This is a genomic window from Halorutilus salinus, assembly GCF_026242195.1.
Lineage (GTDB): Archaea > Halobacteriota > Halobacteria > Halobacteriales > Halorutilaceae > Halorutilus > Halorutilus salinus.
In genome coordinates this window covers 53,769-67,322 of sequence record NZ_RKLV01000010.1, presented here as the reverse complement: position 1 = coordinate 67,322, position 13,554 = coordinate 53,769, and the positions used below count along the sequence as shown (strand labels likewise).

The following is a 13,554-nucleotide window of genomic DNA, read 5'->3' as shown; positions in this document are numbered from 1 at the left end:
CTATGCGAGAACGTCGTCAAACTCGCCTTCGTCTATACGGCGTGCGGCTTCGCGTGGATCCTCCCCCTCTATACGTACACCGAGAGGGACACACGAACCGGCTACCTCCTTCGCGGCGTTCTTGGTGTCGTACGAAAGGAGATCGTCGGACTTCATTTCCGCGACCTTCTTTAACTCCTCCGCGGACATCTCGGCGACGAACTCCGCCTGCGGGCGTCCGCTTCCTGTCTCGAAGCCGAGTTCGTCCTTGATCAGCGCCGACGTTGGAGGGAGACCGACCTCTATCTCGTAGTCGCCTTCCTCGACGGTGACAGTGACGGGAACCTCCGTCCCTTCGAAGTCCGCTGTTTCCTCGTTTATCGCCTGTACGACCTGTCCGACGTTCACCTCGGTCGGTCCAAGGGCGGGTCCGAGCGGTGGTCCCGCCGAAGCCTCGCCCCCTTCGACCAGAAGCTCTATCGTTTCAGCCATATGTCAGACTGTTCGGGTCGCGTATTAAGGATTTTGGAACAGGGGGCGCAGTTACAGCTACTGATACGGTTACAGTCACTGAGGATTATATAAAAAATTATATAACTATAACGATCGTACCATCGTTAGGGTAGGTACACAAAAACGAGTATGTCGGGGGAACAGACCGGAAGAAGGGGGGGGGTAGTAGACAGTTGAAGTACAAGTTCGGGGTTCCACGGATAGACGACGTTATCGGCGGAGTGGACGGAGGCACGAACGTTCTGGTAGCCGGTTCAAGCCCCTCCGCGAACGACGAGTTCTTACGCAGGTGTGTCTCGGAGGGCGTGGAGAACGACGAAGGCGTGGTGTACGTAACCACCGACAAGTCTGCGGAGGATCTCCTCGAAAGCTACGGGGCGGACGGCAACGACCGGTTCGGCGTCGTCGACTGCGTTAGCGAGAGTCAAGGCGTCGACGTAGAAACCTCCGCAACGGTGAAGACGGCGGGTTCACCGAGCGACATGACGGGTATAGGTATACAGGTCTCGGACGTTCTGGACGACTTCTGGGAGGGAAGAGGTATCGAACGCAACCGTGTCTGTCTCGACTCGGTCTCCACGCTCCTGATGTACTCCGACCTCGAAGCAGTCTTCCGTTTCCTCCACGTCTTCACCGGACGTGTCAGGAGCATCGACGGCGTCGGCTTCTTCGTAATCAACCCCGGTATGCACGACGAAAGGGAGTACTCGACGCTCCGACAGCTCTTCGACGGAGCCGTGGAGGTCAGGGACGACGGTGGTACGGAGGTTCGTGTAACGGGTCTGACGAACGGAGCCACCGACTGGGTGGCTCTCGGCTGACCGTCTGAGGGGTCGCGTTGAGTACATCAGGCGTAACGCGTCGTCGTTGTCGGGGATCGAGACGCGGGCGTCGGTTAGCTGTCTTCGAGGACGTAGCCACGCGCGGGACACGAACCGTAATGGGGTACGTCGGGGGCGTTGACGCCGTCCGTGGCGTCAGTCATACGCCCCGTGTCGTATATCACGGACGAAAAGCTCGTCTCGGTCCTTGTCCCAATCTATTATCACGCGGTAATCCCCGACACGAAGACGGTAGTAAGGGCTATCCGTGAGACGGCTAAGGTAGTGTCCCGGGAAGTCGGTTATGTCGTGTAGCTTGTTCCGTATTCGCTTACTCGTCTCACCTTCGACGTCCCGTAGCCAATCAGCGGCACGGTCCGACACTACGACGTCGGTCATACCTACGCTTCGTCTTCTCCGTCGAGTTCTTCGTCGAGTTCGTCGAGGGGGACGGCGTCGTCCCGGCGCGCCTCCTCGACGCGTTCTTTGGCTTCGTCGGAGAGTTCGGGCGCGACCTTAGCCCACCACACGACGGCGCGTGCGCCCGCGTCCTTCTTACCTACGAGACCACCGTCGTGCATATCACTAAGACGGCGGTAAACCGCGTCCCGACCGACGGGAAGAGCGTCGGCTAAGTCCGACGCCGTCAGAACCGGGGTGTCGGCGCGGTCGAATATCTTTAATATGTCCTGTTCCGTCACCTTCTCCTCGAATTTACCGCCTTCGTCGCGGGTTCGTTTACTCGACATATACGACGGTTGTATCTTCAACCACTTAACCGTTCACGTCGTGGTGAGTCGATGGCTTTAATACCATACACTACGTAGTGTGTGGTAAAGGCACGGAGGACACGGACGCCGACGTAGTTCGGTAGAAGTGTCACGGGCGCTGGAACGCCCGCGACGTGTCTCCTCAGGTGAGAAGACATGAACGGATACACCACGACCGACGAAAAGAGTACCGAAGCGGAAGACAGACACGACGAGTTCACGAACCGCCAACTACGCGCCGTCGAGGAGTACCTCACGGTCATACCCGACCCCGTCGACGGTTCCGGTCTCGTCGAGGTCGTTGGTCACACGAAAGAGAAGCTACGTCGCCGACTTTCGGGAAGGGCGGTGTGAGTGTCCCGACTTCGGGTAACTGACCGGTTCGCGCCGAGTAATCGCTGAGCGGAGCTCAGCGGACTCGGCGGTTCACTCACTTCGTTCGTTCACGCGCCGAGTAGGGTTAATCAAAGATTGACTGACTCGGCGCTCACTCGTTTCACTCGTTCGCGCCGAGCAGGATTTGAACCCGCGGGTTGCTGGTCCGAAGCCAGCCGCTCTGTCCAAGCTGAGCTATCGGCGCTGTTATGCGGTACGTGGAGGCTTCGAATAAGATTTCCGTTTGGCGAGCGCGGCTTTCCTTTAGCTTTATGTGCGCCGCGGGCTACGTTCACCCATGCTCGACATCGACGACTCACCGATAACACGGAACGGGAACCTGCTGATACTCGCGTACGACCACGGTCTCGAACACGGACCCGTCGACTTCGAGGACGTGCCCGAGAGCGCCGACCCCGAACACGTCTTCAAGGTGGCGCAACACGACGCCGTGACCGCTCTCGCCGTACAGAAGGGTGTCGCCGAGACGTACTACCCGGAGTACGAGGACGACGTCAACCTCCTCGTCAAGCTCAACGGCACGTCGAACCTATGGCAGACGGAGCCGTACTCGCCCAAGAACTGCACGGTCGAGTACGCGGCGGAGATAGGCGCGGACGCAGTCGGCTACACGATGTACGCGGGTTCGAACCGTGAGGGCGAGATGTTCGAGGAGTTCCGCGAGGTACAGGAGGAGGCGCGTAAGTACGACCTTCCTGTGATTATGTGGGCGTATCCGCGCGGTCAGCCCGTCAAGAACGACAAGAAGACGGATACCATCGCCTACGCGTCGCGTATAGGTCTCGAACTCGGCGCGGACGTGGCGAAGGTCAAGTACGCCGGCTCTCAGGACGCCATGGAGGAGGTCGTCGATCTCTCCGGACGTATGAAGGTCGTCATGTCGGGCGGTTCGAAGAAGTCGGATCGCGCGTTCCTTAGCGACGTACACGACACCGTCTCGGCGGGGGGTCACGGACTCGCCGTCGGACGTAACGTCTTCCAGCGCGAGGAGCCGTCGGGTATACTCGGCAAGCTCGAAGGCGTCGTCTTCGAAGGGAAGGGCGTCGACGGCGTTCTATGAACGTAGACGCCGAGGAGGCTTTCGAAGCCGTCGTCGACGAGGTTGTAAAAACAGCGCCGCGTATAGCCGACGGATTCGCCGACGGACGTACGTACGAAGGCGACGAGAACCCGTCGGGTCATGAGGTTCTCGGCGCAGACCTGCACGCAAACCGTCTGCTCAAGGAGTGTATCACCGACCTCGAAGGCGTCGGTGGGTTCGCCTCCGAGGAGGAGGAGGGCGTCGTAGACTGCGGCGACGGCGTCGGTGTAGCAGTCGACCCTCTTGACGGTTCCTCAAACCTCGTGACCAACAACCCCGCGGGAGTAATCTTAGGCGTCTACGACGCCCCGCTTCCATCTCCGGGCGAGGGCCTCGTAGGTGCGGGGTACGTCCTTTTCGGACCTCTGACGACCGCTGTCGTAGCCGACGGCGACGGCGTGGTGGAGTACGTGGTAGAGACAGAGAGAGGAGAGGAAGGAGCTGAGGGGGTACGCGTCGACGAACGTGAACTCACGCTCCCCGAACCGACCGTCTACGGCTTCGGAGGCGGGCGCGAGAACTGGACGGACGGCTTCGCGGGGTTCGCCGACGAGGTGGAGCACGAACTCAAGCTACGTTACGGCGGTTCGATGGTCGGCGACGTGAACCAGGTACTCCACAAGGGCGGTATCTTCGCGTACCCCGCGCTCCGTGAACGTCCCCAAGGCAAACTCCGTACGTTGTTCGAGGGCGCGCCTATGGCGTACATCATCGAGACGGCGGGCGGCGGTTCGTCGGACGGCGAGGGTTCACTTCTCGAACGTGAACCCGACGGTGTACACGACCGTACGCCAGTCTACCTCGGTAACGAGACGGTTATCGAGAGGCTCGAAGAAGAGGTATAGCTACTCGCGCTCGTCGATAGGAACGTATTCGACACCGCGTTCGCCGACGTACTCGGCGCGCGGACGTACGAGACGGTTGTCGTCGTACTGCTCCTGAGCCTGTGCCGTCCATCCGACCGAACGTCCGATAGCGAACATGGGCACGAAGAAGTCCACGGGTACGCCGAGCGAGTAGTAGACGGTTCCTGAGTACAGATCGACGTTAGGCGATATACCTTTCTCGTGTATACGTTTCTCCTCGCGGAGGAATGCCTCGACCTCTTCGAGCATCGAGAACCAGTCGGGTCCGTCGGTCTTCTCCGATACCTCCTTGGCGATCTTCTTGAAGACCTCGGCGCGCGGATCGAACGCCTCGTAGACACGGTGTCCGAATCCGGGTACACGTTCGCCGTCTTCGAGCATCCCGGCGAGGTACGACGAGACGTCCTTTTGGCTGTCCTCTATGTCGAGCAACATCTCCATAACGTCCTGATTCGCGCCGCCGTGGAGAGGTCCTTTTAGAGCGCCTATAGCGCCCGTGACCGCGGAGACGACGTCAGACTCGGTCGAGGCTATAACGCGTCCCGTGAACGTCGATGCGTTCAGACCGTGGTCTGCGTGGAGAAGTAACGCCGTGTCGAGTATCTCGGCGTGACGTTCGTCGGGTTCCTCGCCGTTGAGCATGTAGAGGAAGTTCGCCGCCGTATCGAGGTCTTCGCGGGGTTCGACGGCTTCGTAACCGTCGCGCGCACGTCCGAAGGCGGCGAGAGCCGTCGGTGCCTTGGCGAGTACGGAGAGCGACCTGTCACGCGTCGTCCCGTCACCGTCGCCGTAGACGCTCGTCGCCGAGACGGCGCTACGGAGAACGTCCATGGGCACCGCATCCTCGGGCGCGTGCTCGACTATCTCGGCGACGCCGTGCGAAAGCGAACGACGGTCGTCGAGTTCACCGCGGAAGGAATCGAGTTCGTCGCGCGTCGGAAATCCTCCGTTCCAGAGAAGGTATGCGGTCTCCTCGTACGACGACTTCTCTGCGAGTTCCTGCGCATCCACACCGCGGTACAGGAGTTCGGGCTTCTCGCCGTCTATATGGCTTAGCTCCGTGTCCGCGACAACCACGTTTTCGAGACCTATACGGCGTATCGGTTCAGGGTCGGTCATCGTTACCAGCATATCGGCTCAACGCGTTAACTTTCTTGCGATAAGTTTAGCCAAGCCCGTGTCTGTCGAAGACCGACGGCGCAGGAATCCTTCACCGGGACGCCCGACGGGGTCTACTTACGCACGTACTCCATACCACAGCTCCTGCACCAGATAGCCCCCGTCTTGTCGTGCTCAACCGTGTCTGTGCATCCATAGTCCGGACAGTTCGCCTCGGTGTCACTCCAGTCCCCCTCCCCCATGCTAATCTGTTTTACAGAGATGGTCAAAATACAAGTAAACTGTGCTTTTCAACCGTTCGGGTAACGAGAACGGAACGTTCAGCCGACGTAGCCGAGGGAACGGAGACGGTCGGTTACCTCTTCGTCACCCGTCTCCGGCGACGCCTTCCACGTCTCAGGCGTATGCTCGCCAGTATCCGTCGCCTCCACCTCGACCCAAGGAACCGTACGAACGGCGGGGTGTAGGAAGCCAACCGGGTGGTCGTAGACACCCCACTCGCCGAGCGCGTCGCCGTGATCCGCTGTCACCGCAACCTTGCCGTCGACGTTCGAGAGAAGGAGTTCGAGGTCGTCGAGGACGGCGCGGAGGTTGTCGCGGTACGCCGACATGAAGCTGTCGCGGTCTATCTTACCCTTGCGCAGTGCATCGACGACGGTGTCGGAGGAGTCGGGTCCGAACGTCGCCGCGTCGAAGCCGTCGATGGACAGGAACGGGTGGTGCGGCTGGACGTAATGGACGATGAGTCTGTCCGGGTCGTGTTCGCGCGCCGCATGCAGAGCGCGGTCGGTGACGGGACGCGGGAGTACGGTGTCCTCCTCTTCGTCCCACGCGTAACGCCAGACCTCGTCGATTTCGAGGAAACTTTCCTCGTCGAGGATACGTTCGGAGAAGGCGTTCGCGGTGACGTAGACAGTCTCAGCAACCTCATCAGCGTGGTCGGCGTCGAAGGTCTTAGCCATCCACTCCTTCGACATGCTACCGACGGATTCGACGCGTTCGACGTTCTCCGACGACCCTATGAAGCCGTACTCGTCGGCGACGGAGCGCAGGAGATCAACACGGCACGCGTCGAGTATGACGAGTACGTCCCAGTCGCCGCGGTCGTAGACGTTCGTACCGCGGGGTATAGGGTAGGCGAGCCACCAGAGTCCGGCGTACAGGTCGTATGCGATGTCGCGGACGCCGTCTAATCCGTTCTGACGGACGTTCTTCGCCTGCTCGCCCACCCAGTCGCCGAGTCCCATCGCGTCCCGGTTGTCGTCTGTACCACTACTGTCTTTCGTTTAGAGGTAGACGACGCCGATACCCTTACCGAACTGCTTGGGATGAGCGACGATCTCCTCCGTCTCGTAACTGGCGTTCTCGACGAGTTCGTCCCAGAACTCGCTGACGCCCCAGTCGGGATGTCCGACACCGACGTGGCGCTCCTCAAGATCGTCGTACTCGGCGAGACGTTCCCTACACCCTCTACGCGTCTCGGCGTGGGGAACGATATCGTGGAACGCGACCACGGCGTCGTCGGCGGCGAGCTTTCTGTACCTCCCAAAGTCGTCCTTGACGCCCTCGTACGTATGGTCTCCGTCTATGAACAGGAAGTCGACGGGTTCGTCGAGCGTATCGGCGACGCGTTCGAAGGTCTCGTCGTCGTGTGAGTTTCCGCGCACTACGTTGACATCCTTCGACGGTGCGAACTCGGTCAGGAGGTCGTCGCGTCGCGTCTTCAGATCCCTTCCCGGAAGGTCGAGGCTGACGAGATGGTCGGCGGTGTCGAGGTGCCTGCACCAGACGTAGAACGTACCCCCGCGGAGCGTCCCGATTTCGAGGACGTTTTGGGGTTCGTGTTCCGCGGCGACCTCCGCAAGACCGCGTATCTCCTCCCGTATCTGTGAGATCTCGACGTTGAAAGGCGAACCCGGCTCGACCTCAAGCACCGTGTCGAGAATGTCCTCTAAGCCGTCCTCCTCGTCGGTACGTCGGCGTAGGTCATCGACGGCGCGGCTGTACAGGAGACGGTCGCCGTACGAACTCTGTATCGTGAGGTAGGTGGCGAGGTACAGAGCGCCCTTCTCAGCCACCGTCGCCATGCTCTTGTTCCTAAGGATGCGTTTTACAGTCCCCAGCTTCGATACCATGGATTAGCGCAGTCTTACAGGGGTATAATACTTGGGAATAGCCCGTAAAGCCAAACGGATATTTTTCATTACCGGACGAACGTAACGTTGATTATACCCTAACAGAACTGTAAGGTATGGCACCGTCTTCTGCACGTGCCGTCGAACTTCTCGGATCCGCCGGCGGCGTCGTGGCTCTTCTTGCTATCGGTATCATAACCGGTGTAGATGTCTGGACGGTTGAGTCGCTCACGTATCCGCTCGTCTTCTTCGAAGGCGTCGTTTCGGTCGTCATATTCACCGCGGTAATCTGTATCACGGGTGCGATCGTCGTCGCCGACGTATGGCGGGACAGCGACGGAGCCGTCTACAACGGTTCTGAGGTACGTGCGGTCGTTCCCGCGTACCGCGACGCCGAAGTCCTCGACGTTAGCGTCGAAAGCCTCCTCGAAACCGAGTACGAGAGGCTTTCGGTCGGTATCGCCGTCGAACCCGACGACCCTGAGACACGTCGGCGCGCGGAGAGGTTCGCCGACGAGTACGAGGATGTCGACTGCTTCGTAAACGGTAACCCCGGATCGAAGGGGACGGCGATAAACCACGTCGTGAGCGAAACCGATGCAGACTACTACGCCGTCTTCGATGTCGACGAACGCGTCTCGCCGGGATTCATACCGACAGCGATGGGTAGACTTACGGACGACGCCGACGTATTCCAAGGGCGGCGTGTGCCTCGTGCCACCGGCGCGGTCGAGACGCTCGCGTACTGCGAACGTCTCGTCGTCCATGCTGGATACGCCTTCGGCGAGCTTTTTAGCTTCACCAACTGCCTCAGCGCATCGACGGCTTTCACACGCGAGGCGTTCGAGACGGTCGGGGGCTACGACGACAGGCTTACGGAGGATATAGAGTTCGCGCACGCGTGCTACCGCGCCGACCTCGATGTCGTCCACGACAGGAGCGCGACCAACACGATGGAAGCGCCGCATACGTTACGCGACCTCTGGGGTCAGCGCAAGAGATGGCGTATCGGACACGTCGACGTCTTCCAGTCGAGGGTGCGTGAGGCTCTCGGAGGAAACATCAGCCTGAGTGACATCGGCTCCGTCGGGCGCGCCTCCGCGGCGATGGTCGGCGGCGCTCTCCTCCTCGTCGGTCTGTCGCAGATAGCCGCCCTTGCGGTTCAGGGTGTCCTCTGGGCGTTCCTCGTACCCTACGTCCTCTCGCTCGCCTTCGTCGGCGGTGTCTGGGCGAAGGACGCACACGACGGACGTATCGGTCTTCCGTCGCCGACCGTGGTACTGATGCCCGTTATCTACGTAGGACACGGCGGGCTTACGGTAAAGTCGTTCTTGGAGTACTACCTGACGTGGGAAGGGGAATGGTATCAGGTTACAAAGACGGGATCGTGACGACCAGCGGGGAGACGTGACCGAAGACGAAGACGGTGTGGGTAGACGGAAGCCGGTCAAGATACTCGTCGGCTTCGGTATCGCTCTCGTCCTGATCTATCTTCTCGGAGTAGCCGTAGGATGGGAGGGTACTATCGACAGGCTCAGCGGAGCGCATCTCGGCTGGGTGGCGGCGGCTTGCCTTTCGACGTTGGTATGCCTCTGCGTCTGGGCGCTCATGTGGCACCGTATACTCGCCGCTATGGATGTCTCGGTCGGCTACGGACATCTCGTCGTGACGTTCTTCGCGGCTTCTTTCACCAACTACGTGACACCGATGGGGCAGGCGGGCGGTGAGCCGGTTATAGCTTACATACTGTCGCGCGACACCGAAGCGGGGTACGAACAGAGCCTCGCGAGCGTCGTGACCGCCGATGTTCTACGTCTCCTGCCTTTCTTCAACGCCGCAGGCGTAGGTCTCGCGTACGTCGTAATCGGTTCAAGGCTTCCGGGTCGTCTCGAAAGCCTCGTCTTCGTTCTCGCAACACTCGCCCTCACGCTTCCCGTCGTCGTAGTTGCGGGATGGCGGTACAGACGCGCCGTCCGCGGGTACGCGTTACGTCTCGCGGAACCCGTCTCGGCACGTACAGACCGTTTCTCCGTAGACGGTTTAGACGAACGTATCGATAGGCTGTACGCCTCCGTCGGTCAGGTCGCAGGGTCGCCGCGTACGCTTCTCGTCTCCGTGGCTCTCGCGTACCTCGGATGGGTACTTTTCGCTGTACCCCTCTACTTCTCGGCTCTCGCCCTCAACGTCCCCGTTCCTATCGTACTCGTCGCCTTCCTCGTACCCGCGACGGTCGTCGTGAGCTTCACGCCGTTACCCGGCGGTCTTGGGGCGATAGAAGGTACGCTCGTGGCTCTGCTTACGGCGCTCGTAGCCGTGTCGTCGGCGGACGCCTTCGCTGTCACAGCACTCTACCGTCTCGCAAGCTACTGGCTCGTCGTCCTCATAGGCGGTATCGCGGCTCTCCGGGTCGTCGCGCGCGCCTGAGCTTCATATGGCGCATCCGACGTCGCGGTAGAGCCAGTGTGTCATGACGTAGACGCCCGCGATGATACCCGCGGCGGCGATGAACGAATGCACCGAAAGCTCAGCGATCCCTGAGTAGATGTTACCTATGTTACATCCGGGGGCGAGGCGCGAACCGACGCCCATCAGAAAGCCGCCCCCAACGGCGTTGGGCAGGCGTTCGCGTTTGGGGACACGGAGACGGAAGTCGCCGCTCCAGAACGCCGCGAGGAAAGCGCCGACGATTACGAAGCCTATCATCACCATGTCGACGGTGATAGAGACGCCGTCACCCGCGAAAAGGACGGAACCCCAGTACTCGTAGCTACCCGAGTCGATGCCGACGGTCTGGAGTAGGTAGGCTGTCCAACGTGACTCAGGACCCGTTACGCCGACGATGGAGACCTGTGTAAACCATACGACTGCGACGACGGTTATACCGAGCGCCGCTGTACGTGGATCCCACGGACGTTTGGCGGCTGAACGCAGGTCGTCTATCTCCGTAAAGCCACGGAGGTACTCTACGGTTCCGTCGTAGAGTGAACGGAGACCCGACACCGTAGCCGACGGTGCGAGCGCGACAGAGGCGGCGTCCGGCGTCTTGGTCTTCTCGCGCCCCTTCCCTTCACGTCCGAGTACCGTGGCGTAGACGGCGAGGAAGCCGGCGATGAACAGGACGGCGACGACGGGCGCAGGCAGAGGCGTCGAGTCGAACAGCGTGAACCCCGTGCCGAAGGTTAGAGGGTCGAAGTATAGGCTCTGTAATGTCGGGAACGCGACGGTGAAGACGGCGTATCCGACACCCATCGAAACAAGGACGAGCCAGAAATGGAGGTAGCCCTGACCGGCGCGGTACAGTGTTCCGCTCGCACATCCCCCGGCGTACGTCATACCTATACCGAAGATGAAGCCGCCGATGAGTCCCGTCAGACCCCATCCGGGCGTCCAGAAGCCCTGGTAGTAGCCGAGTGCGTACGCGACGCTCCAGAAGAACATCGTAAGACCCGTTGCGGCGATTACGCCCTTGGTGACGCGCGTGTCCTTGAAAGCGAAAAGGTCACGGAAGGCGTGTACGAAACAGAAACGCCCCTTCTGGAAAAGTATCCCTAACGCGATACCGACGGCGGCGGCGATTAGTAGCGTTGACATCGGCGTAGGTTAGGGTGGGATCGGATATAGTAGTAGCCGTACCGACAATTATTGCGGATTCCGTCGAACATGTTCGGCTACCTCTTATGGAGGAAGATACGGTAAAGACCGTCGCCGCTTCGCCAGACCTTCGCGTCCGCCTCGTCCTCGACAGCCTTAGGTACGTTCTCGGTGCTCGGCACGTGGTCGGTTTCCTGTACGAGAAGGTCGCCGTGGTCGAGCGACGACAGCGCCTTCTTCGCCTCGACCTGCGGGTACGGGCACATCTCGCCCTTCATGTTCTGAAACTCGTCCGCCTCCTCCGCGAGCGCCTCCGCCGTCCCATCATCGAGTTCGTCGGGCATCTCGACGACATCCTCCCATTCTGGTGTGCTCATGGTTATGGTAGGTGGTTACGATGAAAAAGGTCTGCGAAAGGGGCGGGAGTTGCCGGTTATCCGCCGCCCCGACCGTCGGCTATCGCGTCGGCGACGCGCGACGCGTGCGCGAGGCGTCCCGTAACACCCGCGCGTTCGACGTAGTTGGTGCAGAGATGTACGCCGTCGGGGGGTCTGAGTTCGTCGAGGGCGTCCCACGTCTCGTCGTACGCCGGCATACCCGGAACCCACCTGTGGACGTGGAGAGGCTCCGCCGACGCACCCGTGAGGTGTTCGAACTCGTCTACGGCGACCTCCGCGAGTTCATCGTCGTCTGCATCGGGCATACCGGGGAAGCTCCACGGGTCGACGTAGCACGTGAAGACGCCGTCGCGTCCGAGGAAAGATGCGTTCCACGTAAAGCCGCTGACGCGTACGTCCTCGTGGTCGGGTACGAGAACACCGACGCCGTCGCCGTCGTAGCCGGAGGCGAGATGTACGACACCGATACGGTTGTAGCTCAGACGCCGGAGGGGGTGCACCGACGGCACGGCGCCTTCGAGTATCTCCGCCGTGGTGGGCGCGGGCGTCGTGACGACGACATCACCGGCGCGTGTCACGCAGTCTTCGGTTACGACCTCGTAGCCGTCACCGTCGCGGTTCACCTCCTCGACGGAGTCACCGAGATGGACGGCGTCGGCGTTGGCTTCGTACAACGCGTCTGTCAGACGTTCCAGACCCTCGTCGAAGCTAAAGACGGGCGGTGTATCACGTTGGCTCAGGAGCTTCTTTACCGCCCAGACGAGGACGCTTCTTCCGACGCCCGCGTCGTCGAGCGCACGCGCTACGGAGTGCTCCGCGGGCATCTTGTCGGCGGGCGTTCCGTAAAGACCGCTGTACAGAGGAACGAGGAAACGCCGCGCCGCCTCACGTCCGAACTTACGCGTAAGGAGCCGGTCGACGGTTTCGCCGTCGTGCGCGGGACGCGTCAGAGGTTCTGCGAGGACGCGCGCCTTACCGCGCCACGAAAGAAGGTTCGTCGTGACCGCTTCGCCCACCGAAAGTGGCGCGACACGTAGTTCGCCGTCGTGGTAGACGTACAGCGGCGCGTCGTCGCCCTCGCGCACCTCGTCGCGCAGACCGAGTTCGTCGACGAGCCCTTCGACAGGGGGGGTGAGACGGAGACGCTGGGGTCCGAGTTCGAGCACGCGACCGTTGTCGTGAACAGTACGTACAATGCCTCCGGGTCGGTCGTCCGCCTCGAAACAGACGGTGTCGACACCCCGTTTTCGGAGTCTGTGAACCGTGGCTAAGCCGGATACGCCCGCGCCGACGACGGCGACGTCTTCCTCGGCGCTCATCTACCGTACCGCCTCTCGCGTTCGCGGTAGTCGTCGATACAGCCGCGGAGGGTGTCCTCATCAAGTCTGTCGACGTAACACAGTTCGGTGTAGACCGTCTGCCAGATGAGAACGTCCGAAAGAACCGTGTCGGAAACCTCGATCAGGAGGTCGGGTTCGCCGGGAACCCCGAGACGATCCGCCACGGCGTCGGCATCGATACCGTCGGGCGATAGGTCGCCGGAATCGATATCGCGTGCGAGACGACGGAACGCGTCGACCAGCTCCTCACGTCCGCCGAGGTAGCTTAGGACGCGTCCGTGTTCCTCACCGCCCCTGCCCTCCGCGGTGTCGATCACACGGACGGGTGGTTCGAGTTCGGCAACAGCGTCGTTGTAGACAGCCCTGTTCACCACGTCGGGCAGACACACGGTCGTGGTCTCAACACCGACTTCGTCGCACCAGACGTAGAGGTCGCGCACCGTCGACGGGTCAGTGCCACCCCCGAAGACGACGGCTACGTGCCCCGGTAGCTCTTCGCCGCGTTCCGTCTCGCCGGAGCCTGATGTCAGCATAACCACGGAGTT

General features: G+C 61.1%; 17 protein-coding genes and 1 tRNA gene. 6 read left to right on the top strand and 12 right to left on the bottom strand.

From position 1 onward, the window contains the following. Window positions 1-471 (bottom strand): 50S ribosomal protein L11, encoded by a 471-nt coding sequence (locus tag EGH25_RS09930; protein ID WP_266088126.1) that lies wholly within the window; start codon window positions 469-471, stop codon window positions 1-3. A gap of 194 nt (window positions 472-665) precedes the next feature. On the opposite strand from EGH25_RS09930, the gene EGH25_RS09925 reads away from it, so the two are divergent. Further along, complete coding sequence (locus tag EGH25_RS09925) at window positions 666-1,313, top strand: RAD55 family ATPase (RefSeq protein ID WP_266088124.1); 648 nt, start codon at window positions 666-668, stop codon at window positions 1,311-1,313. A 156-nt stretch (window positions 1,314-1,469) separates the two neighbouring features. Here EGH25_RS09925 and EGH25_RS12315 read toward each other — a convergent pair whose 3' ends face one another. Then, complete coding sequence (locus tag EGH25_RS12315) at window positions 1,470-1,712, bottom strand: type II toxin-antitoxin system RelE family toxin (protein WP_266088122.1); 243 nt, start codon at window positions 1,710-1,712, stop codon at window positions 1,470-1,472. Between the two features lie 2 nt (window positions 1,713-1,714). Further along, on the bottom strand, window positions 1,715-2,062 hold the full coding sequence (locus EGH25_RS09915; protein WP_266088120.1) for an HTH domain-containing protein: 348 nt from the start codon (window positions 2,060-2,062) through the stop codon (window positions 1,715-1,717). Window positions 2,063-2,239: 177 nt separating this feature from the next. Between EGH25_RS09915 and EGH25_RS09910 the strand changes: the two genes are divergently transcribed. Further along, complete coding sequence (locus tag EGH25_RS09910; protein WP_266088118.1) at window positions 2,240-2,437, top strand: hypothetical protein; 198 nt, start codon at window positions 2,240-2,242, stop codon at window positions 2,435-2,437. Window positions 2,438-2,588: 151 nt separating this feature from the next. On the opposite strand, the gene EGH25_RS09905 is transcribed toward EGH25_RS09910, so the two are convergent. Continuing rightward, a tRNA-Arg gene (locus EGH25_RS09905) sits at window positions 2,589-2,663 on the bottom strand. Between the two features lie 93 nt (window positions 2,664-2,756). On the opposite strand from EGH25_RS09905, the gene EGH25_RS09900 reads away from it, so the two are divergent. Beyond that, window positions 2,757-3,539: a class I fructose-bisphosphate aldolase gene (locus EGH25_RS09900; RefSeq protein ID WP_266088116.1), complete on the top strand. Its 783-nt coding sequence runs from the start codon at window positions 2,757-2,759 to the stop codon at window positions 3,537-3,539. Next, window positions 3,536-4,405: a class 1 fructose-bisphosphatase gene (locus EGH25_RS09895; protein WP_266088114.1), complete on the top strand. Its 870-nt coding sequence runs from the start codon at window positions 3,536-3,538 to the stop codon at window positions 4,403-4,405. The genes EGH25_RS09900 and EGH25_RS09895 overlap by 4 nt, the downstream gene beginning before the upstream one ends. On the opposite strand, the gene EGH25_RS09890 is transcribed toward EGH25_RS09895, so the two are convergent. From EGH25_RS09890 to EGH25_RS09875, 4 genes are all read right to left on the bottom strand, one after another. Further along, entirely contained in the window at window positions 4,406-5,545 is a 1,140-nt protein-coding gene (locus EGH25_RS09890) for a citrate/2-methylcitrate synthase (protein WP_266088112.1), read from the bottom strand. It lies immediately after the preceding gene. A 113-nt stretch (window positions 5,546-5,658) separates the two neighbouring features. Next, on the bottom strand, window positions 5,659-5,787 hold the full coding sequence (locus tag EGH25_RS09885) for a hypothetical protein (protein WP_266088110.1): 129 nt from the start codon (window positions 5,785-5,787) through the stop codon (window positions 5,659-5,661). Between the two features lie 78 nt (window positions 5,788-5,865). Beyond that, the gene (locus tag EGH25_RS09880) at window positions 5,866-6,792 is read right to left on the bottom strand and encodes an alkaline phosphatase family protein (RefSeq protein ID WP_266088108.1); all 927 of its coding nucleotides are present in this window, start codon (window positions 6,790-6,792) and stop codon (window positions 5,866-5,868) included. 39 nt (window positions 6,793-6,831) lie between these two features. Next, window positions 6,832-7,680, bottom strand: a complete 849-nt coding sequence (locus EGH25_RS09875; protein ID WP_266088106.1) for a class I SAM-dependent methyltransferase — start codon at window positions 7,678-7,680, stop codon at window positions 6,832-6,834. Between the two features lie 116 nt (window positions 7,681-7,796). Here EGH25_RS09875 and EGH25_RS09870 point away from each other — a divergent pair, with 116 nt between their 5' ends. Together EGH25_RS09870 and EGH25_RS09865 are read left to right on the top strand one after the other, a co-directional pair. Continuing rightward, window positions 7,797-9,071, top strand: coding sequence for a glycosyltransferase family 2 protein (locus EGH25_RS09870; RefSeq protein WP_266088104.1), 1,275 nt, complete (start codon window positions 7,797-7,799; stop codon window positions 9,069-9,071). Between the two features lie 16 nt (window positions 9,072-9,087). Then, on the top strand, window positions 9,088-10,104 hold the full coding sequence (locus tag EGH25_RS09865) for a lysylphosphatidylglycerol synthase transmembrane domain-containing protein (RefSeq protein ID WP_266088102.1): 1,017 nt from the start codon (window positions 9,088-9,090) through the stop codon (window positions 10,102-10,104). Window positions 10,105-10,107: 3 nt separating this feature from the next. Here the strand turns inward: EGH25_RS09865 and EGH25_RS09860 are convergent, their stop codons facing one another. The 4 genes from EGH25_RS09860 to EGH25_RS09845 form a co-directional block, all read right to left on the bottom strand. Further along, complete coding sequence (locus EGH25_RS09860; protein WP_266088100.1) at window positions 10,108-11,271, bottom strand: YeeE/YedE family protein; 1,164 nt, start codon at window positions 11,269-11,271, stop codon at window positions 10,108-10,110. 77 nt (window positions 11,272-11,348) lie between these two features. Further along, window positions 11,349-11,648, bottom strand: a complete 300-nt coding sequence (locus tag EGH25_RS09855) for a sulfurtransferase TusA family protein (protein ID WP_266088098.1) — start codon at window positions 11,646-11,648, stop codon at window positions 11,349-11,351. Between the two features lie 56 nt (window positions 11,649-11,704). Next, window positions 11,705-12,988 carry a protoporphyrinogen oxidase gene (gene hemG, locus EGH25_RS09850; protein ID WP_266088096.1) on the bottom strand — a complete coding sequence of 428 codons (1,284 nt, stop codon included), beginning with the start codon at window positions 12,986-12,988 and terminating at the stop codon, window positions 11,705-11,707. Further along, window positions 12,985-13,542 carry an undecaprenyl diphosphate synthase family protein gene (locus EGH25_RS09845; RefSeq protein ID WP_266088157.1) on the bottom strand — a complete coding sequence of 186 codons (558 nt, stop codon included), beginning with the start codon at window positions 13,540-13,542 and terminating at the stop codon, window positions 12,985-12,987. Before EGH25_RS09845 ends, hemG begins: the two co-directional genes overlap by 4 nt. Window positions 13,543-13,554 lie beyond the last annotated feature (12 nt).

What these genes read in the sequence shown, in the direction of transcription:
- EGH25_RS09880 (WP_266088108.1), bottom strand. Translation starts at nt 6,792, where the DNA reads ATGGGACTCGGCGACTGGGTGGGCGAGCAGGCGAAGAACGTCCGTCAG.
- hemG (WP_266088096.1), bottom strand. Translation starts at nt 12,988, where the DNA reads ATGAGCGCCGAGGAAGACGTCGCCGTCGTCGGCGCGGGCGTATCCGGC.
- EGH25_RS09900 (WP_266088116.1), top strand. Translation starts at nt 2,757, where the DNA reads ATGCTCGACATCGACGACTCACCGATAACACGGAACGGGAACCTGCTG.
- EGH25_RS09910 (WP_266088118.1), top strand. Translation starts at nt 2,240, where the DNA reads ATGAACGGATACACCACGACCGACGAAAAGAGTACCGAAGCGGAAGAC.
- EGH25_RS09870 (WP_266088104.1), top strand. Translation starts at nt 7,797, where the DNA reads ATGGCACCGTCTTCTGCACGTGCCGTCGAACTTCTCGGATCCGCCGGC.
- EGH25_RS09875 (WP_266088106.1), bottom strand. Translation starts at nt 7,680, where the DNA reads ATGGTATCGAAGCTGGGGACTGTAAAACGCATCCTTAGGAACAAGAGC.
- EGH25_RS09860 (WP_266088100.1), bottom strand. Translation starts at nt 11,271, where the DNA reads ATGTCAACGCTACTAATCGCCGCCGCCGTCGGTATCGCGTTAGGGATA.
- EGH25_RS09845 (WP_266088157.1), bottom strand. Translation starts at nt 13,542, where the DNA reads ATGCTGACATCAGGCTCCGGCGAGACGGAACGCGGCGAAGAGCTACCG.
- EGH25_RS09890 (WP_266088112.1), bottom strand. Translation starts at nt 5,545, where the DNA reads ATGACCGACCCTGAACCGATACGCCGTATAGGTCTCGAAAACGTGGTT.
- EGH25_RS09895 (WP_266088114.1), top strand. Translation starts at nt 3,536, where the DNA reads ATGAACGTAGACGCCGAGGAGGCTTTCGAAGCCGTCGTCGACGAGGTT.
- EGH25_RS09915 (WP_266088120.1), bottom strand. Translation starts at nt 2,062, where the DNA reads ATGTCGAGTAAACGAACCCGCGACGAAGGCGGTAAATTCGAGGAGAAG.
- EGH25_RS12315 (WP_266088122.1), bottom strand. Translation starts at nt 1,712, where the DNA reads ATGACCGACGTCGTAGTGTCGGACCGTGCCGCTGATTGGCTACGGGAC.
- EGH25_RS09885 (WP_266088110.1), bottom strand. Translation starts at nt 5,787, where the DNA reads ATGGGGGAGGGGGACTGGAGTGACACCGAGGCGAACTGTCCGGACTAT.
- EGH25_RS09930 (WP_266088126.1), bottom strand. Translation starts at nt 471, where the DNA reads ATGGCTGAAACGATAGAGCTTCTGGTCGAAGGGGGCGAGGCTTCGGCG.
- EGH25_RS09855 (WP_266088098.1), bottom strand. Translation starts at nt 11,648, where the DNA reads ATGAGCACACCAGAATGGGAGGATGTCGTCGAGATGCCCGACGAACTC.